Annotated in this window: 20 protein-coding genes; 6 read left to right on the top strand and 14 right to left on the bottom strand. The window is 62.7% G+C overall.

All coding sequences use genetic code 11. The annotated features are described in order from the left end of the window. Nucleotides 1-142: 142 nt before the first annotated feature. From ACFQJC_RS08240 to ACFQJC_RS08210, 7 genes are all read right to left on the bottom strand, one after another. A complete protein-coding gene (locus tag ACFQJC_RS08240) occupies nucleotides 143-679 on the bottom strand; it encodes a GNAT family N-acetyltransferase (protein ID WP_390222841.1) in 537 nt (178 codons plus the stop codon). A gap of 38 nt (nucleotides 680-717) precedes the next feature. Next, nucleotides 718-1,437, bottom strand: coding sequence for an AMP-binding protein (locus ACFQJC_RS08235; RefSeq protein ID WP_390222840.1), 720 nt, complete (start codon nucleotides 1,435-1,437; stop codon nucleotides 718-720). A 40-nt stretch (nucleotides 1,438-1,477) separates the two neighbouring features. After that, a complete protein-coding gene (gene dnaJ, locus ACFQJC_RS08230; protein WP_390222839.1) occupies nucleotides 1,478-2,632 on the bottom strand; it encodes a molecular chaperone DnaJ in 1,155 nt (384 codons plus the stop codon). A 152-nt stretch (nucleotides 2,633-2,784) separates the two neighbouring features. Next, a complete protein-coding gene (gene dnaK / locus ACFQJC_RS08225) occupies nucleotides 2,785-4,650 on the bottom strand; it encodes a molecular chaperone DnaK (protein WP_390222838.1) in 1,866 nt (621 codons plus the stop codon). A gap of 254 nt (nucleotides 4,651-4,904) precedes the next feature. Continuing rightward, entirely contained in the window at nucleotides 4,905-5,657 is a 753-nt protein-coding gene (locus ACFQJC_RS08220; protein ID WP_390222837.1) for an alpha/beta fold hydrolase, read from the bottom strand. A 104-nt stretch (nucleotides 5,658-5,761) separates the two neighbouring features. Further along, nucleotides 5,762-6,466, bottom strand: coding sequence for a nucleotide exchange factor GrpE (locus tag ACFQJC_RS08215; RefSeq protein ID WP_390222836.1), 705 nt, complete (start codon nucleotides 6,464-6,466; stop codon nucleotides 5,762-5,764). 79 nt (nucleotides 6,467-6,545) lie between these two features. After that, entirely contained in the window at nucleotides 6,546-7,292 is a 747-nt protein-coding gene (locus tag ACFQJC_RS08210; RefSeq protein ID WP_390222835.1) for a proteasome assembly chaperone family protein, read from the bottom strand. A 121-nt stretch (nucleotides 7,293-7,413) separates the two neighbouring features. On the opposite strand from ACFQJC_RS08210, the gene ACFQJC_RS08205 reads away from it, so the two are divergent. Both ACFQJC_RS08205 and ACFQJC_RS08200 read left to right on the top strand, forming a co-directional pair. Further along, nucleotides 7,414-8,355: an RsmB/NOP family class I SAM-dependent RNA methyltransferase gene (locus tag ACFQJC_RS08205; RefSeq protein WP_390222834.1), complete on the top strand. Its 942-nt coding sequence runs from the start codon at nucleotides 7,414-7,416 to the stop codon at nucleotides 8,353-8,355. After that, a complete protein-coding gene (locus ACFQJC_RS08200) occupies nucleotides 8,352-8,891 on the top strand; it encodes a DUF7122 family protein (RefSeq protein WP_390222833.1) in 540 nt (179 codons plus the stop codon). The genes ACFQJC_RS08205 and ACFQJC_RS08200 overlap by 4 nt, the downstream gene beginning before the upstream one ends. Before the next feature lie 200 nt (nucleotides 8,892-9,091). Here the strand turns inward: ACFQJC_RS08200 and ACFQJC_RS18240 are convergent, their stop codons facing one another. Continuing rightward, nucleotides 9,092-9,448, bottom strand: a complete 357-nt coding sequence (locus ACFQJC_RS18240) for a DUF7344 domain-containing protein (protein WP_465261422.1) — start codon at nucleotides 9,446-9,448, stop codon at nucleotides 9,092-9,094. A gap of 206 nt (nucleotides 9,449-9,654) precedes the next feature. Here ACFQJC_RS18240 and ACFQJC_RS08195 point away from each other — a divergent pair, with 206 nt between their 5' ends. Then, a complete protein-coding gene (locus tag ACFQJC_RS08195) occupies nucleotides 9,655-12,624 on the top strand; it encodes a PAS domain S-box protein (protein ID WP_390222832.1) in 2,970 nt (989 codons plus the stop codon). Nucleotides 12,625-12,682: 58 nt separating this feature from the next. On the opposite strand, the gene ACFQJC_RS08190 is transcribed toward ACFQJC_RS08195, so the two are convergent. Beyond that, entirely contained in the window at nucleotides 12,683-14,188 is a 1,506-nt protein-coding gene (locus tag ACFQJC_RS08190; RefSeq protein ID WP_390225570.1) for a DUF790 family protein, read from the bottom strand. A 93-nt stretch (nucleotides 14,189-14,281) separates the two neighbouring features. Between ACFQJC_RS08190 and ACFQJC_RS08185 the strand changes: the two genes are divergently transcribed. Beyond that, nucleotides 14,282-14,674 (top strand): transcriptional initiation protein Tat, encoded by a 393-nt coding sequence (locus ACFQJC_RS08185; RefSeq protein ID WP_390222831.1) that lies wholly within the window; start codon nucleotides 14,282-14,284, stop codon nucleotides 14,672-14,674. Nucleotides 14,675-14,696: 22 nt separating this feature from the next. On the opposite strand, the gene ACFQJC_RS08180 is transcribed toward ACFQJC_RS08185, so the two are convergent. After that, entirely contained in the window at nucleotides 14,697-16,031 is a 1,335-nt protein-coding gene (locus tag ACFQJC_RS08180) for a DEAD/DEAH box helicase (RefSeq protein ID WP_390225568.1), read from the bottom strand. Nucleotides 16,032-16,141: 110 nt separating this feature from the next. Between ACFQJC_RS08180 and ACFQJC_RS08175 the strand changes: the two genes are divergently transcribed. After that, nucleotides 16,142-16,294: a hypothetical protein gene (locus tag ACFQJC_RS08175; RefSeq protein ID WP_390222830.1), complete on the top strand. Its 153-nt coding sequence runs from the start codon at nucleotides 16,142-16,144 to the stop codon at nucleotides 16,292-16,294. Here ACFQJC_RS08175 and ACFQJC_RS08170 read toward each other — a convergent pair whose 3' ends face one another. Genes ACFQJC_RS08170 through ACFQJC_RS08160 form a run of 3 tightly spaced genes read right to left on the bottom strand, consistent with a single transcriptional unit; the run spans nucleotide 16,295 to nucleotide 18,953 of the window. Further along, nucleotides 16,295-17,053, bottom strand: a complete 759-nt coding sequence (locus ACFQJC_RS08170) for an ABC transporter ATP-binding protein (RefSeq protein WP_390222829.1) — start codon at nucleotides 17,051-17,053, stop codon at nucleotides 16,295-16,297. Then, nucleotides 17,050-17,913: an ABC transporter permease gene (locus ACFQJC_RS08165; RefSeq protein ID WP_390222828.1), complete on the bottom strand. Its 864-nt coding sequence runs from the start codon at nucleotides 17,911-17,913 to the stop codon at nucleotides 17,050-17,052. The genes ACFQJC_RS08170 and ACFQJC_RS08165 overlap by 4 nt, the downstream gene beginning before the upstream one ends. Then, nucleotides 17,910-18,953: an ABC transporter substrate-binding protein gene (locus ACFQJC_RS08160; protein ID WP_390222827.1), complete on the bottom strand. Its 1,044-nt coding sequence runs from the start codon at nucleotides 18,951-18,953 to the stop codon at nucleotides 17,910-17,912. Before ACFQJC_RS08160 ends, ACFQJC_RS08165 begins: the two co-directional genes overlap by 4 nt. A gap of 256 nt (nucleotides 18,954-19,209) precedes the next feature. On the opposite strand from ACFQJC_RS08160, the gene ACFQJC_RS08155 reads away from it, so the two are divergent. Then, nucleotides 19,210-20,331: a pyridoxal phosphate-dependent aminotransferase gene (locus ACFQJC_RS08155; protein ID WP_390222826.1), complete on the top strand. Its 1,122-nt coding sequence runs from the start codon at nucleotides 19,210-19,212 to the stop codon at nucleotides 20,329-20,331. A gap of 21 nt (nucleotides 20,332-20,352) precedes the next feature. Here the strand turns inward: ACFQJC_RS08155 and ACFQJC_RS08150 are convergent, their stop codons facing one another. Then, nucleotides 20,353-20,766, bottom strand: coding sequence for a DUF5367 family protein (locus ACFQJC_RS08150; RefSeq protein WP_390222825.1), 414 nt, complete (start codon nucleotides 20,764-20,766; stop codon nucleotides 20,353-20,355). Nucleotides 20,767-20,776: the final 10 nt, after the last annotated feature.

Here is a 20,776-nt window from a genome sequence, read left to right as displayed (position 1 = left end):
GAAGTAGTTTGAGGGGACCATCACTACTAGACTTTACCATCGAGTTCTGGAATCGAGAATAGTGGATAGACCCTTTTTCGGCTCGTCACACGCATCAACCCCGGAGAAACTCCGCAGGGTCGTTCGGACGAGTTCTTTTCTTTCACTCGGACTGCATCGCGTCCCACTCGCTCCGAAGCAACCCGAAGTGGAGCGTATCGACGTACTCGCCGTCGATGAAACGCGCCTCGCGGAACGTCCCTTCGTGCGTGAATCCAAGCTTTTCGAGCACGCCGCGAGAACCCTCGTTGAAGTCGAACAGTCGGGCGTAGAGACCGCGGCACTCGACGGTTCGAAAGAGGTACTCGACCAGACAGCCCACCGCCTCAGAGCCGTAACCCTGTCCGTGATACTCGGGGACGAACCAGTAGACGAGTTCGGGGCGGGCGGGTTCCGTGCTCTTGGTTGCGACGATGCCGATTCGCTCGTCGTCGGCTTCGACGATGAAGGAGACGCCGTCGCCGTCTTCGATGACGTTCTCGATGAACTTCGTCGCCTGATGGGAGTTCATCGGGTCGTTGCTCCCGAGTGGGATGCGAATCTCGGGCTTGGTCATCGAGAGTTGGAGGAACTCGGCGTCGTCGCGCTCGACGGGGCGAAGCGAGACACGCTCGCCGGCCACGACTGTCGTATCGACCATGCGCGAGGCGACGACGGAAGTGAATAAATAACGACTGGTTAGTCGAGCGACAGCACGTCGTCGGGGGCGACGGTTTCGGCCTCGAAGTCACCCTCCCCGACCACGAGGACAACGTTTTCAGAGTCGTCTGGGTCGCCGTCGGGGACGACTACCGTACCACCGGCGAGGAGCGGTGCGACGATTCCCGCGACGACCGCGCCGGGGTGCGTAATCGGTGCACAGAGCGCGACGGCGTCGTCCGGGCCGAGCGAGTAGTCGGCGACAAGTTCGTGGGCCGTCGTCATCAGGTCACGGTGAGTGTATTCGGTCCCGTCTGCGAGGAGTACCACGTCGTCGGGGGAGACGATTTCCGGGTGGACGGCGGGATTCTCGCTCCAGACTTCCTTCTCCCAATGCGTCGTCGAGGCTCGTTTGGGCGGCCCACCGTACGTGGCGAGTTTCTGGCCCGGCGGGAGGTCGAACTCGTCCTCGCGTGCAACGTCTACGAGCGTGACGCGGGCCTCGCTGTCAGCGTCGAAACTCGTGACTGCGCCGAGTTGTGCCGCACCGAAGAACGTCAGCAGTGTTTCGGGGAGTGCGACCGGTTCGAGCGCGACGTGGCCCGCCTTCCGCACCCCGAGATAGCGCAGGACGTTCCCGGCCTTGTACGAGGTGGTGATGAAGTCGTGATAGGTGTCGGTGCGGTCCGTGGCCTCGACGCGGAGTGCGTCGCGGCCGCTCCGCCGGTCACGCGCCATGAGGTCCCCGAGTACGTCCATATCGAGGGCTACGGAGTCAGGGTGAAAAAAGCCGCCGAGATTACAGCGAGTTCTTCAGTTTCTGGAAGAGGCTCTCTTTTATCTCTTCGCCGCCCGCTTCGGCGAACTTCTTGAGCGCCTCACGCTGTTCTTTGTTCATGTCTTCGGGCGTGACGACGTGGACTTCGACGTGCAGGTTGCCGTTGCCGCGGCGGTTCAGGTGCGGCATGCCAGCGCCGGAGAGTTTGAACGTCGAACCGCTCTGCGTCCCTGCGGGAATCTCCAGTTCCTTCTCGCCGTCGAGCGTCGGGACGGAGATTTCGGCACCGAAGACGGCCTGCGGGAACGAGATGGGGTGCGTGTAGAACAGGTCGTCGCCCTCGCGCTCGAAGTCCTCGTGCTCGCGGACGGAGACTTCGACGAACAGGTCGCCGTTCGGGCCGCCGTTCTCGCCGGGTTCGCCCTCGCCGCGGTAGCGGAGGCGCTGGCCGTCGCGGAAGCCCTCGGGGATAGTAATCGTCACCTCGCGGGTGCGACGGACGCGACCCGACCCGCCACACTCCGAACAGCTTTCGCTGTAGGTCTCGCCCTCGCCGCCACAGGTTCGACACGACGTCTGCTGTTGGATGCGGCCGAACGGCGTCTGCTGGACCGAGGTTTGCGTGCCGGTCCCGTCGCAGTCCGAACAGGTGTTCACGTCGGCGTCTTCGGGGTAGCCTCTCCCATCACACTCGGGACACTCCTCGCGGCGACGAATCTTGACGTCGCGCTCGACGCCGTGATAGGCCTCTTCGAGGTCGATGTAGATGTGCTGGGACACGTCGCGGCCCTGTCGCGGCCGGTTGCGCTGTTGGCCGCCAGCACCGCCGTTGAAGAGGTTGTTGAACAGGTCTTCGAAGCCGCCGCCGCCCATCCCGCCGCCGAACGGGTTGCCGCCACCGCCGAAGGGGTTTCCTTGGCCGCGGCCGCCGCCCGTCGCGCCGTGCTTCTGAGCCTGTTGGAATCGGTCGTGACCCATCTGGTCGTACATCTGGCGTTTCTCGTCGTCCGTCAGCACCTCCTTGGCCTTCTGGACTTTCTTGAACTTCTCCTCCGCGTCGTCTTCGTCGGAGACGTCGGGGTGATACTGGGCCGCCTTCTTGCGATAGGCGTTCTTTATCTCTTGCTCTGAGGCGTCCCGCGAGACCCCGAGTACGTCGTAGAAGTCCTCGCTCATCGGTTGTTCACTGTTTGCCCGTCAAGGTATTTGAAAAGTGCGTCTCAGGCGGATACTCTGAATCGGGGAGTTTCGACGCTCGAATCGATAGCAAGCGTCGGGTCGTCGTCGAAAAGAGGGAGAAAACCGCTCAGCAGGTGTCGCTGAACGTGTTATTCGTCGTCTTCGTCGAAGTCGGCGTCGGCATCGACGAAGTCGTCGCCGTCAGGGTTGGCACCAGCGCCGGGGCCTGCGCCGCCGCCCATGCCGCCTGCACCGCCCGCTTGGGCCTGTGCCTGCTGCTGGTACATGCGCTTGCCAATCTCCTGGAGTTCCTTCGAGAGGTGCTCTGTGACCTCTTCGAGTTCCTCGGTCGAAGCGTCTTCTTCGAGCGCGATTTCGACGTCTTCGATGGCGATTTCGATGTCCTCGCGGAGTTCGTCGTCCACGTTCTCCTCGTTCTCTTCGAGGAGCGACTCGGCGCGCTGAATCGCACCTTCGGCCTCGTTGCGGGCCTCGACGGCGCGGCGACGTTCCTTGTCCTCTTCGGCGTGCTGCTCTGCTTCGCGCTGCATGCGGTCGATCTCGTCGTCCGAGAGACCAGCGCCGCCTTCGATGGTGATGGACTCGGCGTTACCGGAGCCTTTGTCCTCCGCAGAGACGTTCACGATACCGTTCTCGTCGATGTTGAAGCCGACCTCGATCTGCGGCGTTCCGGCGGGTGACGGCGGGATGCCCGACAGCGTGAACTCACCGAGGAGTTCGTTGTCGTTGGCCATCTCGCGTTCACCCTGGAAGACGCGAACCTGCACCGTCGTCTGGTTGTCCGCGGCCGTGGTGAAAATCTTGGATTCCTCGGTCGGAATCGTCGTGTTCTTTTCGATGAGACGCTCGAACAGACCACCCTTGACTTCGATACCGAGCGAGAGCGGCGTCACGTCGAGGAGGACGATGTCGTCAACTTCGCCGCCGAGGACGCCGCCCTGAATGGCCGCGCCGAGTGCGACTGCCTCGTCGGGGTTGACCGACTTCTTGGGTTCTTCGCCGAGGATATCGTCCACCTTTTCGACGACCTGCGGCATGCGAGTGGACCCACCGACGAGGATGACTTCGTCGATGTCGCCCTTCTCGTATCCGGCGTCTTCGAGTGCTTGCTCGGTCGGTTCGACCGTGCGCTCGATGAGGTCCTTCGTGAGCGACTCGAACTTCGCGCGGGTGAGGTCGTATTCGAGGTGGACCGGACCGGAGTCCGTGGCCGTGATAAACGGGAGGTTGATGGTCGTCTCCTTGCGCGAGGAGAGTTCGATTTTGGCCTCTTCGGCCGCGTCCTTCAGGCGCTGGAGGGCCTGGCGGTCCTCGGTGAGGTCGATACCGTGGTCGTTCTTGAACTCTTGAGCGAGCCAGTCGATGATAGCCTCGTCCCAGTCGTCGCCACCGAGGTCGTTGTCACCGTTGGTTGCGACCACTTCGTAGACGCCGCCACCGAGGTCGAGGATGGAGACGTCGAAGGTGCCGCCACCGAGGTCGTAGACGAGCACGGTCTGGTTGGATTCGTCGTCGAGACCGTACGCCATGGAGGCTGCCGTCGGCTCGTTGACGATGCGCTCGACGTCGAGACCGGCGATTTCGCCGGCGTCTTTCGTCGCCTGCCGCTGTTTGTCGTTGAAGTAGGCGGGGACGGTGATGACTGCCTTCTCCACGTCGTCGCCGAGGTAGTCCTCGGCGTCGCGCTTGATCTTCTGGAGAATCATCGCCGAAATCTGCTCCGGCGTGTACTCCTCGTCGTCCACCGTGACCGTGTAACCATCTTCACCCATGTGGCGTTTGATCGAGCGAATCGTGTGCTCGGGGTTCTGGATGGCCTGGTTCTTCGCCGGCTTGCCCACCAACCGCTCACCGTCGTCAGTGAACGCGACGACAGATGGGGTTGTTCGGTCGCCCTCTGCGTTCACGATAATTTCCGGGTCTCCCCCTTCCATGACCGCGAACGCGCTGTTCGTGGTACCGAGGTCGATACCCAGAATCTTGTTACTCGCCATCTTGCTCTCCCATACCGTCCATTGCCGGTTAAAGGTTACTAGACAGTACGGAACATGGCGACAACCGAAGTCACCGCTGTCATGCGGTTTTTTCTTCTCGGTTCGAGACAGGTCGGTTGATTTATGTAGAACCGCACGACCGTTTTCGTGACAACGTTCGACAAAATTCGAGTGCGGTGTTTCTCCCCCTGAATCGGCCGCTGTTTCTTCGTATCGAGCGTCACTTTTGCTCGCGTCAATCGTCGTTCGTCGCGTCAATCGTCGTTCGCCCGCCGCAGCGAGCGAACGGCTTCGACGCCGTCGTCGAGCGCGGCGAGTACCTCGGTGAGCGTCTGTTCGCGGGATTCGCTTGCGAAGAACTCGTGGCCGCCGTCGTAGGGTCGGAGGTTTGCCGCCGGCGTTCGTTCGCCGATTGCCCGCGTGTCAACGACCCGGTCGGTCGGCGAGTAGAACACCACGTCCGTTGGTCGAAACGGCGGCAACGTCTGCTGTGCGTCGTAAATCGTGCTGAGGAACGCCGGTGAGACCTTACTCGGACTATCTTGCACCTCCGCGGCGAGTTTCAGGTCGCCGATGGCTTCGCGCGAGAGGCCCGACGGAATGAACGGATACGCAGTCGGCAGACGGCGAACGAGCGGCCACAACAGGCCATCGAGCGTTCCGAATCGCATCCCCCACCACGGACTCAAAAAGACGTTCCGGACCGCGAGGTTGAGGTGGGCGGCGACGAGACCCCCCGTACTGTGGCTGAGTACGAGGTCGATGTTGCGGTCGATTGCGTAGGCGCGAACCGGGTTGACGTACTGGCTGTCGAAGTCCCACCCGTTCGTCGGCAGTTCGACCGCGTGCACGCGATAGCCCGCGTAGGCGAGGCGGTCGAGCAACCACTCGACGCTCTTGTGTCCGGGCTTGTTTCCCCACCCGAGAACGAACAGTACGTCGTCGTCGCGGGGGTCACCGTGCTGCGTGACGCGTACCGTGGGCCGACGACGGGGACGAAGTCGCATGGTCAGCCAGACGACAGGCAAGAAGAAAAGTCCTCGCCGCGGCGGGGCGAAACGGGCGATTCGTCGTTGCTGAATCGGACTATTCGCTTTTGCCGAGAATCAGCCTATTCGTCTTTGCTGACGGTGACCTGCGCGGCCCGGATGACTTTGTCGGCCATCTCGTAGCCGGGTTGGAACACGTCGGCGATGGTGTCTACGGGTTGGTCGCTCTCGACGCGCATCATGACCTCGTGACGCGTCGGGTCTACGTCCGCGCCCGGTTCGGGGTCGATGACTTCGACGTTCTCCGATTCGAGGATGCGGTCGAACTCTTTCAGCGTGGATTCGAGACCGCCGCGGATGTCGGCGTCCTCGTCCTGGTCGAGCGCGCGAACGAGGTTGTCGCGGACGGTGACGACGCGCTCGACGAAGTCCTCGGTGGCGCGGTCCTTGATTTGCTCTTGGCGCTTTTTCGCGCGTTTCTTGTAGTTCTGGAAATCCGCCTGCGTGCGCTTGAGACGGTCCACGAGTTCTTCTGCGGTCTCCTGTTTCTCGTCGCGTTCCGCTTCGAGCTCGGCGACGCGGGATTCGAGGGCGGCGACCTCGCTTGCGAGTTCGTCGTCGTACTCGGAGACGCGTTCGGCGAGTGTCGATTCTGCCTGCGAGTCTGCCGATTCGTCGTCGCGGTCTACCGGCGTGGCGTCCTCGAACACGTCCTCGGTCTCGACTTCGGCCGCGTCTTCGACGGTCTCGTCGGAGGATTCGGAGACCGTTTCGGGGTCGGTTTCTGCGTTCGATTCCGTGACCGACTCGGCGGGGTCATCGCTCATGGACGGCAAAAGAGTCTGGTATGGCTTAAGAGTGTAGACTGCGGCCGACTGGTTTGGGTGACGGACGCGCCCGATTGCGTTACTGGTACATCCGGAGTGGTTGGGCCTGCGTGCTCTCCTCGTCGGCCTGTTGGACCTGCTTGGCCAACTGCTCTTTCGCCTGTCGAATCTCGGTCGCCCGGTTCACCAGTTCGTCCACCGGCACGTCGATGCCCGTCAGGGGTTCGATACCCCGCTGGATGACGATGCGCGCCGCCTCGGGGTCGGGAAATCGCGGGTCGGACTCGACAATCAAGCCGAGCGAGGGGCGTTCCGATTCGACTGCGTGGCTCAGCAACGCGCCGGTCGGCCCGGAGATGAGCCCCGCTTCGTCGGGAACGTCGATTCCGGCGTCTTCGAGTCGGCCCGTGGCTCCGTTCGTGCCGACGCCGAAGAGTTTGGGTTCGCCATCGGTTGATTCTCGCGGGATTCCGGAGAGGAAGATGGGCGTCACGTCGAACTCCTCGAACCACGACCCGAGACACGTTGCGATGTCCGTCGCCGCATCCGGCCGGACCGGGATGTCGCTCTGGAGGACGAGCAAGTCGCGCTCGGGGTCGCCGTAGAGTCGAACCGGCGAGTGGAGTTCCGAATCGCCCGCGAGATAGACCGCGACGTGGGGGACGCCCGTACAGTGTACGTCACCGTAGTGGACCATGTCGAACGCCTCGATGAGGTGGTCGGCGGCGATTTTCCCGACGAGACCGACACCCGGGAACCCCTCGACCAGCGTCGGTGACGAGAACTGCTCGGAGAGGTCGGGTTCGAGAACGCGGATATGTGCCATGTGTAAACGTATGAAGGTTGCATACCTAAATCCGCGGGCTGGGTGTCGCCTCGGCGACTCGATTCCCCGCGTTCGCGGGCGCTCCGAAACCGACAAACGCACCGGGACAGAACCGACGAGCATGAACCCCCTAGAGCGGTATGCGCCGCTCGTGGACGACGAGGAAGCGTTCGTGGAGGCCTGTGCTCGGCCGCTTCCCTCCGTCGTTCGCGTCAACACCATCAAGACGACAGTCGAACGCGCCCGGGAGGCGCTCGACGCCGAGGGTGTCGAATACGAACCGACCGACTGGCACCCGGGCATCCTCAAACTCGAAGACAGCACGCCGGGCACCAACTGGCCGTACTTCCACGGCTGGCTCCACGGCCAAGAGGAAGTCTCGGCACTGCCCGCTATCGCTCTCGACCCGCAACCGGGCGAACGCGTCTGGGACACCTGCGCCGCACCCGGGTCGAAGACGACCCAAATCGCCACCATGATGGACGACACGGGCGTCCTCGTCGGCAACGACAACAACCTCGGGCGACTCTCGGCGCTCCGCCACAACGCCGAACGCCTCGGCGTGACGAACCTCGTGGTCGAAAATCAGGACGCACGCAACTTCTCGATGAAACCCTACGGCGAGCGAACACTCGACGAACCCGGCGCGTTCGAGCAGTTCGACCGGGTTCTCGTTGACGCGCCCTGCTCGTGTGAGGGCACCTGTCGGAAGAATCCCGATGTGCTCGACGAGTGGACGCTGAACCACGTCAACAGCATCGCGGGCATTCAGAAGGGAATCCTCCGCCGCGCCGTACAGGTGACGAAACCCGGCGGCACCGTCGTCTACTCCACCTGTACGTTCGCACCCGAGGAGAACGAGGCCGTCCTCGACTTCGTCCTCGAACGCGAGGCGTGCGAAGTCGTCGAGTGGGACGTTCCCGACGGCTTCGAGACCGCACCCGGCGTCACCGAGTGGGAGGGCGAGGAGTACGACCAGTCGGTCGAAAAGGCGCGCCGCGTCTACCCGCACCTCAACGACACTGGCGGCTTCTTCACCGCGAAACTGGAGGTGCAAGCATGAACGACGACACCGCCCCCGACGAGAACTGGGGCCAGCAGTTCGACCGACTTCCTCAGTCGCCGGACGAGCGCGTCGTCGAAGGGCGACCAACCAGACAAGAGGTAATCGACTGGTGGACCGAGCGATTCGAAATCGACCCGGCTATCTTCGAGAACTACACCTTCTGGGAGAAGGGCGCGGGGAAGATTTGGGCGTTCAGCGGCGAAGTCGTAGACCCGATTCGGGTCGAAGGACTCGGCATGCGCATCCTCCGAACGCGCCAGCGACACTGGAAACCCTCCACGAACGCGGTCCAGCGGTTCTGCCGCGAGGCGACGAAGAACGTCATCGAACTCAGTCCCGGAGAAGCGAAAGCGTTCGTCGCCGGCCACGACCAGCAACTCGACCGGTGGGACGGCGACTGGGGCTATCTCGTCGCCGCCCACGACATCGCAGGCGAGCGCGAACCCCTCGGTGTCGGTCTGTATCTCCACGGCGAACTTCGTTCGACGGTTCCGAAAGGTCGGCAAGAAGACCTGAAAAAGCGGCATCGTTGACTCCGCAGTCGCTGGTCGGTTTCAGCGGTCGTGCGCGAGAACAGCGCTCAATCGGTACGACCCTCGGCCGAGAGCTGAATAGAAAAGAGGGATGGCGCTCACCGACTACGAAATCGGTGTCATCACCCACGCAAATCATCCGCTGGTAGCCGAAAACGACCACGGGTCAGGTGGCCCGAGGACCCCTCGCTGTCTTTTATTTAGAAGAGCGGTCTCTTTCGGAGGTCCGATACGGCTTGGTGATTGGCCTCTACCTGGTGCGATTCGGGGTCGTACTGAACCAATCCAACATTCTGCAGATGAGGGAGGTGGTTGTGATGGAGTCCAATCGCTACCTCTTCGATCGAGTCGTCTTTCAGAGCCTCGCCCCCGTCACGTTCTGAGACGACCGTAGCCAACTCTCGGAGGTTGAAAGTTCGCGCGTTGGCCGTCAGGACATCGAGCACGCGTCGTCTCCTGGCCGACGAGAGAACACGATGTAACTCGCTTTTCGTCGGCAACGTCGCGTTCCCATCTTCCCTCGCATCGTCGGACGGTGATTGTATTGAGTCGTGCATTGTTCGGTTACCACACTGCTTGGTTCGGCTTTGAGTCCGGCCCCCGTAAGGATAGCCGCTAATTTATTACCCTCATTTTCAGGGTGGAGAACATTTTGTGAGGAGCAAGGCCATTGGAGTACATATACCATCCTTCACCGACCACATCGGTTCCGTATACTCCCACGACGGAGGATTAATGGTGACTGACCGCGAGTGAGAGAGACATGGCTTCAGCCTCTCTGACCGACGCCCAGCGGGAGACCCTTGAGTTGTTCGATGGGTTCGGAGAGCCCCTCACGACGTCCGACGTCGCAGAACGACTCGACTTAGGCCGTCGAAGCGCCTACGGCCGACTCGAACGACTCGTCGATTGCGGGGTACTAGAAACCAAGAAGGTCGGAGCGAACGCCAGAGTGTGGTGGCGTCGCCCCGACGCGCCGTCGCCTGACAGAGAGGCCGACGGCGAGGTGAACCCACGCCCCGGCGACGAGGACACCCTCTTCGGGCTATTGGTCGATGCGGTCGAGGAGTACGCCATCTTCTTACTGGACGAAGACGGTAACGTCAGGACCTGGAACCCAGGAGCGCGAAAGATTAAGGGCTACGAGGCGGACGAAATCGTCGGCGAGCATTTCTCCACCTTCTACACCGACGACGACCAGGCCGCCGACGTACCCGAGCAGAACCTGGCCGAAGCCGTCGAACACGGAAACACCGAGGACGAGGGGTGGCGGGTCCGCAAAGACGGGTCGAGGTTCTGGGCGAACGTCACTATCACAACCGTCCGCGACGAGACCGGCGACATCCAGGGGTTCGCTAAGGTCACCCGCGATATGACCGAGCGTCGTGAGCGAGAACAGCAACTCCGTCGGGAACGGGACCTCGTCGATCAAATATTCGAGACCTCTCCCGTTGGGCTCGGTGTTCTCACTCGTGACGGCCTCGAGCGGACCAACCCACGAGCCGCCGAAATCTATGGTTCCCCGACCGGCGACATCGATGAGTACACCGTTGGCGAGCCGGCGGTGTACGGTCCGGACCAGACGCCCGTCCCACCCGCAGAACGCCCTAACGCACGCGTGTTCGAGACGGGTGAACCCGTGCACGGATGGGAGTGCCAGTTACATAGCATCGATGGCCAGCACCGCTGGCTCTCGGTCAGCGCCGCCCCACTCACGTACGACACCGGAGATGTCGAGCGCGTCGTCGTTGCGACCAAAGATATCACCCATTTGAAAGAACAATCCCGGCGACTCGAACGCCAGCGAGACGACCTCGAAGCCGAACTCGACGAAGTGCTCGAGCGGGTCGATGACGCCTTCTGCGCCCTAGACGAGGAGTTCCGGTTCACGTACGCGAACCAGCGCGCGGCGGAACTCCTGCAGGTCCACACTGGGGAACTCCTTGGCGAGTGCATCTGGGACCTGTATCCGGATGCGACCGAGACGCCGGTCTGGAACGGGCTTCGAGAGGCCATGGAAACACAAGCTACGACGGAGTTCGAAGTCTACGGCGAGGAACTAGAGGCGTGGTTACAAGCGAGTGTCTACCCCTCCGAGACGGGCCTTTCAGTGTACTTCCGCGACATCACCGACCGAAAGCTGCGGGTGCGCGAGCTCGAACGCTACGAAACCATCTTCGAGACCGTAGACGACGGTATCTATGTCGTTGACACGGATGGCTACCTGACGATGGCCAACGAAGGGTACGCAGAGCTGACAGGCTATCCACACGAGCAACTCGTCGGGATGCACGTCTCCGAACTCGTCGATGAGGAGACTGTCGAGAAGGCCCGCACCCACGAACAGGAGTTAGTCGCTAACGAACGGGAGACGGCACGGTTCGAGGCCGATGTCCTCACGGCCGACGGGGGAACGGTCAGGGCCGAGGGGGCGTTCTCCATCATCGAAAGCCCGAACGAAGGCTACGAGCGGATCGGAGTCGTCCGAGACATCTCGGAACGAGTCGCCCGGGAACGAAAGCTGGAGCGCCAGCGCGAACGCTTGGCCGCCCTCGACGACTTGAATCGAGTCGTGAGAGCCCTTTCCGAGGCCGCAATCGACCAGTCAACTCGGGTCGAAATCGAGCAAACCGTCTGTGAGGGACTCGCCGCCACCGACTCGATTCAATTCGCGTGGGTCGGTGAGGTGGACGGCGAGACGATGACCGTTTGCTCACGAGCGGAGGCGGGAGTTGGGGGCTTCCTAGACGAGGGGACGGTCGCGTTCGACCTCGACGAATCTGGACGCTCGGACCTCATCGGGAGAGCGGTGAAAACCCGTGAAATGCAGGTCGTAGAGGACGCTCTGAACCACGATGAAGACGAGCATCTGAGAGAACAGGCCATCGAATGGGGATTTCGTTCGACGGCCACTATCCCGATCACCCACGAAGGGGCATTCTACGGCGTGCTCAACGTCTACACTGACCGCCCCGACGCGTTCGTCGGCGCTGAGGGTGACGCCATCGGTCACCTGAGCGAGATAGTCGGTCACGCTATCTCGGCCATCGAACAAAAACGAGCGCTCAGGAGCGACGAAGTCGTCGAGTTGGTGTTTCACATTTCCGATTTCTTCGGTGCGTTCGACTTCCCCTCGGCAGATGGGCGCGTCACGTTCGACCGTGCTATCCCGGTTGGTGATGGAGTCTATCTCGAGTACGGAACTGCCACCCCCGAAATGTCGGAGGTACTCGAGGCGCTCGTCGAAGACCTTCCGCACTGGGAGTCAATACAGTTCTTAGACGGCGATTCCGGTGAAGATGCCTCGCGGTTTGAACTTCGCCTCGTCGAGCCACCGTTGCTCTCCTCGCTGACCGCGATTGGTGGCTACGTCGATCGGGCAGCCATCGAGGAGGGGTGCTTTCAGATCCGACTCCACGTATCTCCGAGTGCTGATATACGGCAAGTTATCGAGGTCGTAGAGGAAGCGTACCCGATGGCCGACATGATTTCACGACGCCAGGTAACCAAGACCTCTCCAATGTCCGATGGCAGGTCTCGGTTACTCGTTGAAGACCTCACCGACCGCCAGCGTACAGTCCTCGAAACGGCATTTTTCTCTGGATATTTCGAATCACCGCGCCCCATTCCGGGAAAACACCTCGCGGACACGCTCGGCATCGCTGGACCAACGTTCCACCAGCATCTTCGAAAGGCTCAGAAGAAGGTTCTGGCGCACGTGCTCGATTCCTGAGCGAATCCAGCACGTTAGACCCCCTATCAATCAGGGTCCCACGGGCAGTTTCCGTTGACTACTGCTTTTCTCGCACGGTTCCGCCGGTCAAGCCCTCCCACTGGACCCGATAGCCGAGTTTCGAAAGGGTGGCGCTGGCGTCGTCGATTCCGCGCGCCGCGAGCAGTTCTTCGACCACCGAGAGCGACTGTCCATCTTCGATTTCATCGCTCAGTGACTCTATCACACGTGGCCGAATCAGCGTTCTCCCCACGAGTTCGTGGTCCGGGAACGACACGTCGTCCAGCACCTCGACGGCCACGCCGTGTTTGCTCGCCAGCGCATCGAGTTCGATTACGTCGTCGTCCGGCCGCAACTCGTCGGGAATCGTCGCCGCCGACGCCGCGACGAGGTCCGACTCGTACTCTCGAAGCAGGTCAACAACGTCCTTGACGCGAACCGACCCCGTGTACGGAATGACGCGGTGGTCGCGGGCGGCAATCTCTTCGCCGACGCCGAGCGATTCGTCCACGGCGACGACGAGTTCGACGTCCTCCACGTCGGCGAGTTGGCCCAGTTTCTTCTCGACGTACTCGGGCGTCCAGAAGCCCATAATTTCGAAGAAGACTCTGAAGTCGCCGAACCTGTAATCGAACGCGAAGTCCGGAATCATCACGCTCGTTCCCGTCTCCAGCGGTTCGGGTTCGCGGACGAGATTCCAATCCAAGTCGAGGCCGCGGAACCGCGCCGCGAAGTCGGACTCCACCTCGCTATCGAAGGCGGGTTCGGCCATCGGTTCGACGCCGGGAACCGAGATATCGTCGCTCGTGAGCGTCATCTCGCGTTCCGTCCCTCGGTCGTCGATGGTCGCCGTGAGTTGCCAGTCGCCCGCCGTCGCAACCGACCGAAGGAGTCGGGCGAACGAGGTGCCATATCGGCGGGTTCGCTGGAAGAGCGTATCCGGACCGGTGACGACCAGTTCTCTTCCTCCACTGGTCTTTCGAACCTCGTACATCAGCCCAAGTCGCTTCGTCGCCGAGACGAGCGCCTTCGGGTCGGAGCTCCGAATCCTGACTTCGGTCGCATCGAAGAGCGCGGTCTGGGCGAGCGAGAGGTTGTACTGGGCGAGCAGTTCGTCGGGCGTCCATCGCGGGTCGAACTCGGCTACGACCTGCTCGATTTCGCGGTCGGCGACGAGCGAGGAATCGACCGCGTCGGGTGTCGAACCGAGTGACTTGGCGGCGAGCCTGAGCGCCTCTTCTCGCTCGCTCGCCGTCGTCACCCCGCCGCACTCCATCGCCGCTTCGAACGCGGCACGACGAGCGCGGGGCGGCGGGAGCGGTGAATCGGTCTCGAACACGGTCTCGCGTTCGAGAAGCGAGGCGAACCCGCGGGCGAGTTTGAAGTCGTCGGCGTCTGATTCGAGGGCAGAAAGCGCCGTATCGAGGTCCGCGCGTCGGACGCCGACGTGTCGCTGAAACACCCCAATCGCTTTCGCGGCGAGCGGTCGCGCCGCTCTGTCGGCGAACGTCGGTTGGTAGCGTCCGCCCGCCCGCGACACGCGAAGGAGGTCTTTCGTCAGCACGTGAGAGACGACGGGGGGCGGCGACAAAAACGCCTCGTTGCGGTCGAACCGCGAGACGGCAAGGTTCATCACGTGGGAGACGGACCCCAGCGTATGGAGCGACGCCGCCTCCTCGGGTTGGTCGCAGTCGGACTCTCGACCGGCTGTCTCGGGTCACTGCCCTCTGCCGACGGGCCGCGGAACCCGCCGGAAGCACCAGCGGGCGCACCGCGTCAGACGCCCGCGGTTCCGGACGTTCGCATTTCGACGTTCGATATCGAAGAGACCGAGGACGGCCGCCTGCGCGTCGTCGGCGAAGTCGTCAACGACGCGGCCTCCGAACGAACCGCGAACGTCCGCATCCGCGTCGTCGTCGGTGGCGAAGAGTCCGTGCAGACGCTCGAAATTTCGATTCCAGCGGGCGAAACCGAACCGTTCGAAGCGGTGTTCGAGACGACGTTCGAGGAGTTCTCGAAAGGCGGCGATTTGGACGTGTCGTTGGTCTAAATATTCGCCCGTCGCTGTTTGTTTACCGCCGCCGATTCGCCACTCGTTCTTCCGCCGTCTCGACGCTCACCAGTTCGTAGAGAACCGCCGTCGAGCCGTCGGACTTCGGCCTGAGCACACGGCCCAAGCGTTGGGTGAACTCGCGTTCCGACCCCGACCCGGAGAGCAGAATCGCCACGTTCGCGTCCGGTACGTCCACGCCCTCGTCGAGGACGTTCGCCGCGACGACGGTGTCGTAGGTCCCGTCTCGAAACCGTTCGAGAATCTGTCTTCGTTCTTTGGTCCCGGTCTCGGCCGTGATTGGCGGCACCAGATAGCGAGTGGCGATTCGATAGACGAGGTCGGTCGAGGCGGTGAAGATGATGACTCGGTCGTCGCGGTGGCGCGCGAGCAGACGCGAGAGGTGTTCGACTTTCGCCTCCGAGCCCATCATGATGTCGCGGGCGCGCTGTTTGGCGAGGAGCGCCTCCCGCGCCCGCGGGTCGTTCCCCGAGCGCATCACGAGTTTCTGGTAGTCGCTGCCGGACTGCATCGAGATGCCGGAGGTTCGAAGGTAGGAGACGAACGTCTCCTGGGCCTGCTCGTACGCCTCGCGCTCGTCGGGGGTCAGTTCGACTTCGAGTCGCCGAATCTCGTAGTCGGCGAGGTGGTCGCCCGCGAGGTCATCGACCGACAGTTGGTAGACGCGCGGGCCGACCAGTTCCTCGACCGCCTCGTGCGCGCCGTCTGGTCGCTCGAAGGTCGCCGTCAGTCCCAGTCGGGCGGGCGCGGCGAGCATCCGCGGGATGTCCTGATAGCCCTGCCCGCCCAAGTGGTGCACCTCGTCGAAGACGACGAGACCGAAGTCGCCGCCCACGTCGTCGGCGCGGAGATACGCCGAGTCGTAGGTCGAGACCGTAATCGGCTCTTGGGTCTGCTCGCCGCCGCCGAATCGACCGATTGGCACGTCGAACTCGGTCTCTAACTCTCTAATCCACTGGTCTTGGAGGTCTATCGTCGGCACGACGACGAGCGTCGGCACCGACAGCGCCGCCATCGCGCCGACGGCGAGGACGGTCTTTCCCGCGCCGGTTGGGAGTTCCACGACGCCCGTTGCGCCCGCATCGAGCCACGCGTCGAGGGCGGCCCGCTGGTACTCGCGGAGGTCGTACGTGGTCGAGAGCGGGAGGTCCGATTCGAGCGCGAGCGTGTCTTCGAACTCGATTCCCCGTCGCTCTAACTCGTCTCGAATCGCGGCGTACTCCATCGCTGGGGCGCGATAGCCGCCGCTTCGGGGGTCGGCTTCGACGCCGGGAATCGAGAGTTCGAGGTCGGTGGCGAGGTGAATCGTTCCGTCCTCGAATCGGAGGGTCGTCACGAGAGGCGATTCGAGTGGCGCGCTCATAAATCGACGGTCAGCGAGGCGAAGTAGAGAGCCTTCGAATCGGTGCCGAAGGTTCAAATCCGATGGCGGGCCAACGAACAGACATGAGCGACGAACTGGACGAGGCAGTCGGCGAGTTCCTTCGGCAGTACAAGCAGGCGATGAAAGATTACGACCGCGGCTACGTGGACGCGGATGCGACGCTCTCGCTGATTGGGTCGAAGGTGGAGGAGTTGCGAGAGGCGCGGGAAAACTAATTACTCGCCTATCAGGCCGCGAATCCGCTCGACGTAGTTCGCAAATTCGCTGTCGGTTCGCTCGCGTGGGCGCTCGATATCGACCGTGACGATTTCGCGGACGCGGCCGGGGTCGGCGGCCATGACGACCACGCGGTCGGCCAGCGTGACCGCCTCCTCCACGTCGTGAGTGACGAAGAGGACCGTCTTGTCCGTCTCCGACCAGATATCGAGGAGTTCGCCGTGGAGCATGTCACGAGTCTGGGCGTCCACCGCGCCGAAGGGTTCGTCCATCAAGAGGAGTTCGGGGTCTACGGCGAGGGCGCGAGCGATGCCGACGCGCTGTTTCATCCCGCCGGAGAGTTCCTTCGGGTAGGCGTCGGCGAAGCCGTCGAGACCGACGAGTTGGAGCATCTCGTCTACTCGCGCCGAGCGTTGGGGTTCTTCGACACCCTGTTCTTCGAGGCCGAAGGCGACGTTCTCGGCGACGGTTCGCCACGGGAACAGGCCGTACTCTTGGAAGACCATTCCCCTGTCCGTGCCGGGACCGGAGACGGGTTTACCGTCGAGTTTGACCGCGCCCGCAGTCGCGTCTTCGAGCCCCGCGATGATGCGGAACAGCGTGGTCTTGCCACATCCGGAGGGACCGACGATACAGACGAACTCGCCGTCATCGACGCCGAAGTTCACGTCGGAGAGCGCCCGCACGGTCCGGCGGTCGGACTCGTAGGTCTTGGCGAGCGACTCGACCGAGACCACCTCTTGCGTGTGCTCGCTCATGCGCGCCACTCCAAGACCCGTCGTTCGACCCGGCGGAACAGGCCGTCGCTCACGAGGAAGACGAGGCTGATGACGAGCATATAGGCGACAGAAACGTCCATCGCAAGGTTCTGTGCGGTGTTGAGAATCTCGTAGCCGACGCCGACGCCGACGATGAGTTCGGCGGCGACCACGATCATCCAACACTGGCCGATACTCGTTCGAATGCCGGTCATAATCGACGGACTCGCCGCCGGGAGGACGACCTTTCGAATCATGGTGACGTCGTCGTCCACGCCGAGGGTCGCGGCGACTTCTTTCAGGTTCTCGGAGACGCCTTCGACGCCGCCGTAGGCGTTGTAGAAGTTAATCCAGAACGACCCGATGGCGACGATGAACGTCGCACCCTGGTGGTTGACGCCGAGCCAGATGACCGCGAAACCAATCCACGCGAGCGGTGGAATCGGGCGAAGAACGCGCGTGACTGGCGTGAAGACGCTATCGAAGCGAGCGTTCCAGCCCATGGCGACCCCCATGACGATGCCGAGGGTCGTCCCGATGAGCAGGCCGGGGACGTAGTGATAGAGGCTCTGGACGAGTTTGACGAGCAGGCGCGTCGCCGGAATCTCGATGCCCGTGAACGGAATCGAGAGCATCTCCGGCGCGGCGAGTTCCGCGAGGAACGCCGCGAGCACTTCGACCGGCGAGGGGAGGAGATACGTCGGTTGGAACAGCGCGGCGACGTGCCAGACGACGAGGAAGCCGGCGAAGCCGCCGAACGCAAGCCACGTCGATTCCGACGCGAACGCGGCGACTCGGTCGAGCGGTCGCTCGTCGGCGTTCATCGAGGCGACGCCCGCGCCGACTTCGTCGTTGCTCATAGTGAGTCGTAGATACCGTAGTCGAACATCTCATCGACCGAGAGTTGCGCCTCGGTCTTTCCGAGGGTCTGTGCGTACTCGGAGAAGATTTTCGCGCCCGACTCGATTTGGTGGGGGTCGGTGATGAAGTCCGCAGCGCGAGAGTCGAGCGCGGTGCGTGCGGTTTCGACCGGGAGCGCGCTCTCGCCGATAACCGTGCTCGCGTGCTGGGCCGCGGTGTCGGGGTTGTCAGCGACGAACTGGGTGGCCTCCTGATGGAGACGGACGAACTCGGAGGCGACCTCGCGGTTCTCCTCGCGGAGTCGGTCGTGCATGAGCGTGACCGCCGCAGGCTGACCCGGCATGAAGTCGCCCGCCCAGTCGATCGCCTGGAACGGTGCGTCGTTCGCCTCGATGACCGTCGGGACCGGCTCCATGATGCTCGTCCCGTCAACGTTGTTCGAGAGGAGCGCCTGCTGGACGGCGGCCGCCCCGCCCAGACCCTTGATGTTCACGTCGCTCTCGGGGTCGAGACCGAGCGTGTTCTGAATCCAGTAGCGGAGCAGGATGTCCGGAACCGACCCCGGCGGGAAGGTACCGAAGGTGAACTTGCGGCCCTTCTCTTGTTCGAACTTGGCGAAGGCCTCCTTGCCGTGTTCGTCCCACATCGCGGCGAACTCGTCGGTGGCGAGAATCTCCATCGCGTTCTGGATGTTCGCCGCCGTAATCTTCGCCGGGATGCCCTTGTCCATGATAATCATCGCGGGGACGATACCGAACATCATCACGTCGAAGTCGCCCTTCGCCGAGGCTTGGACGATGCTCGGACCGTCGGAGAACTTCTTGCCCGAGACGGGAACCGAGAGTTCGTCGAACATCTCCTCTTCCTGCATGACGAAGTACTGCATGTCCGGGTAGATGGGCATGTAGGCGACGTTGAGTTCGTCGAGTCCGCTGCCGCCCGCCCCGCCGAGACAACCGGCGAGACCGGCGGTCGCCGCGAGTCCCGCGCCCTGAAGGAATCGTCTTCGAGTCGTTGCTGTGCGTGCTGGCTCAGTCATTGGTCACTGTATGGAATCCGCCCTTATTCGGCGCACGTACCCGGTAATCATGGGCGGCGTACCAGTCACCGCAAAAGTTGCGTAGTGGCCGAAATAACCACCATTAGAGACTGTATGGTTCGTATTACCGAAAACAACCCATCATAGATTGCGGTAAAAACATCCGCAAAACGGGTCGTCAATCGTCAGCCGTGTAACCGTTTCCGCCGAATCGTGCGTGGGAAGAACTATCCCGAATGCCGACTCCGAGTAGAGTATGACGCACTTCTCCAAACGGGTGGAGCAGATTTCCATCAGCGGTATTCGCAAAGTGTTCGAGGCGGCGAGCGAGGACGCTATCAACCTCGGACTCGGGCAACCGGACTTTCCGGCACCCGACCACGCGCGACAGGCCGCTATCGACGCCATCGAATCGGGCGAGGCAGACGGGTACACGGTGAACAAGGGTCTCGCTAGCCTTCGTGAAGCCATCGCCGAAAAGCACCAACGCGACCAGGGAATCGACCTGTCGCCCGACGACGTCATCGCCACCGCGGGCGGCAGCGAAGCCCTCCACATCGCTATCGAAGCCCACGTCGAGGAGGGCGACGAGGTCATCATTCCGGACCCCGGATTCGTCTCGTACGACGCGCTGACGAAACTCGCAAGCGGCGAACCCGTCCCGGTTCCCCTGCGCGAGGACCTGACGCTCGACCCCGCCGCGGTCGAGGAAGCAATCACCGACGACACGGCGGCGTTCATCGTCAACAGCCCCGGTAACCCGACCGGCGCAGTCTCTCCGCGGGAGGACATCGAGGAGTTCGCACGCATCGCCGACGAGCACGACGTGCTCTGTATCTCCGACGAAGTGTACGAGTACACCGTCTTCGACGGCGAACACCACTCGCCAATCGAGTACGCCGAGACCGACAATGTCGTCGTCGTCAACTCGGCATCCAAACTCTTCTCGATGACCGGCTGGCGACTCGGATGGGTCTACGGGTCGTCGCAACGCGTCGAACGCATGGTCCGCGTCCACCAGTACGCCCAAGCCTGCGCCTCTGCGCCCGCCCAATTCGCCGCAGAAGCCGCGCTCACCGGCCCACAGGACCGAATCGAAGAGATGACCCAGACCTTCCGCGAACGGCGTGACCTCGTCGTCGAGGGACTCGAAGACATCGGCCTGACCGTCCCGACGCCGAAGGGCGCGTTCTACGCGATGCCGGAAGTTCCGGAGGGCTTCGTGGACGAGTGTATCGAACGCGGCGTCATCATCGTTCCCGGCGAGGCGTTCGGCGAGAACGGCCACGGCTACGCTCGCCTGTCCTACGCGACCGACACCGACTCGCTGGAAGAAGCAATCGAAATCATGCGCGAAGCCTACGACGCGGTCGTCTGAGGACGAGAACCCTCGTTTTCGCTATCTGCTCACGAATCCCGCGACCAACACCGTCGCGTACGCGAGCAAGAGTAACCCTCCGAAGAGCGTTCCCGCGGTCGGTTCCATGTTCGGGTAGACCACCGAGAACAGTACCATCGAAACGGAGTCGATGAGCATCCCCGGGATGGCCAGGAGCGCCGCCGCCTCTCGGCGCGCGCCGCCAGTGTGACCGCGCCAACGGAAGATTGCGAGTGCTAAGAGCCACATGATTGGAACGGTGACGACGAACACCGCGGCGACGACGACCGGTTGGCTCGGGTCGAGGACGAGTTGTCCGACGATGCGAAAGACGAGTCCCGCGACGAGCGCGACGGCGAGACCGACACCGACGAGAAACCGCGACTCGGAGAAGGTGAGTCTCGGAGGTGTCACTGAGGAGGACTCCAAAGCCATAGTCACCATA

Source organism: Haloferax namakaokahaiae (genome assembly GCF_042663225.1).
In the GTDB taxonomy this organism is placed as follows: Archaea; Halobacteriota; Halobacteria; order Halobacteriales; family Haloferacaceae; genus Haloferax; species Haloferax namakaokahaiae.
The sequence above is the reverse complement of the archived record's forward strand: the minus strand, read 5'-3'. Positions and strand labels throughout refer to the sequence as shown.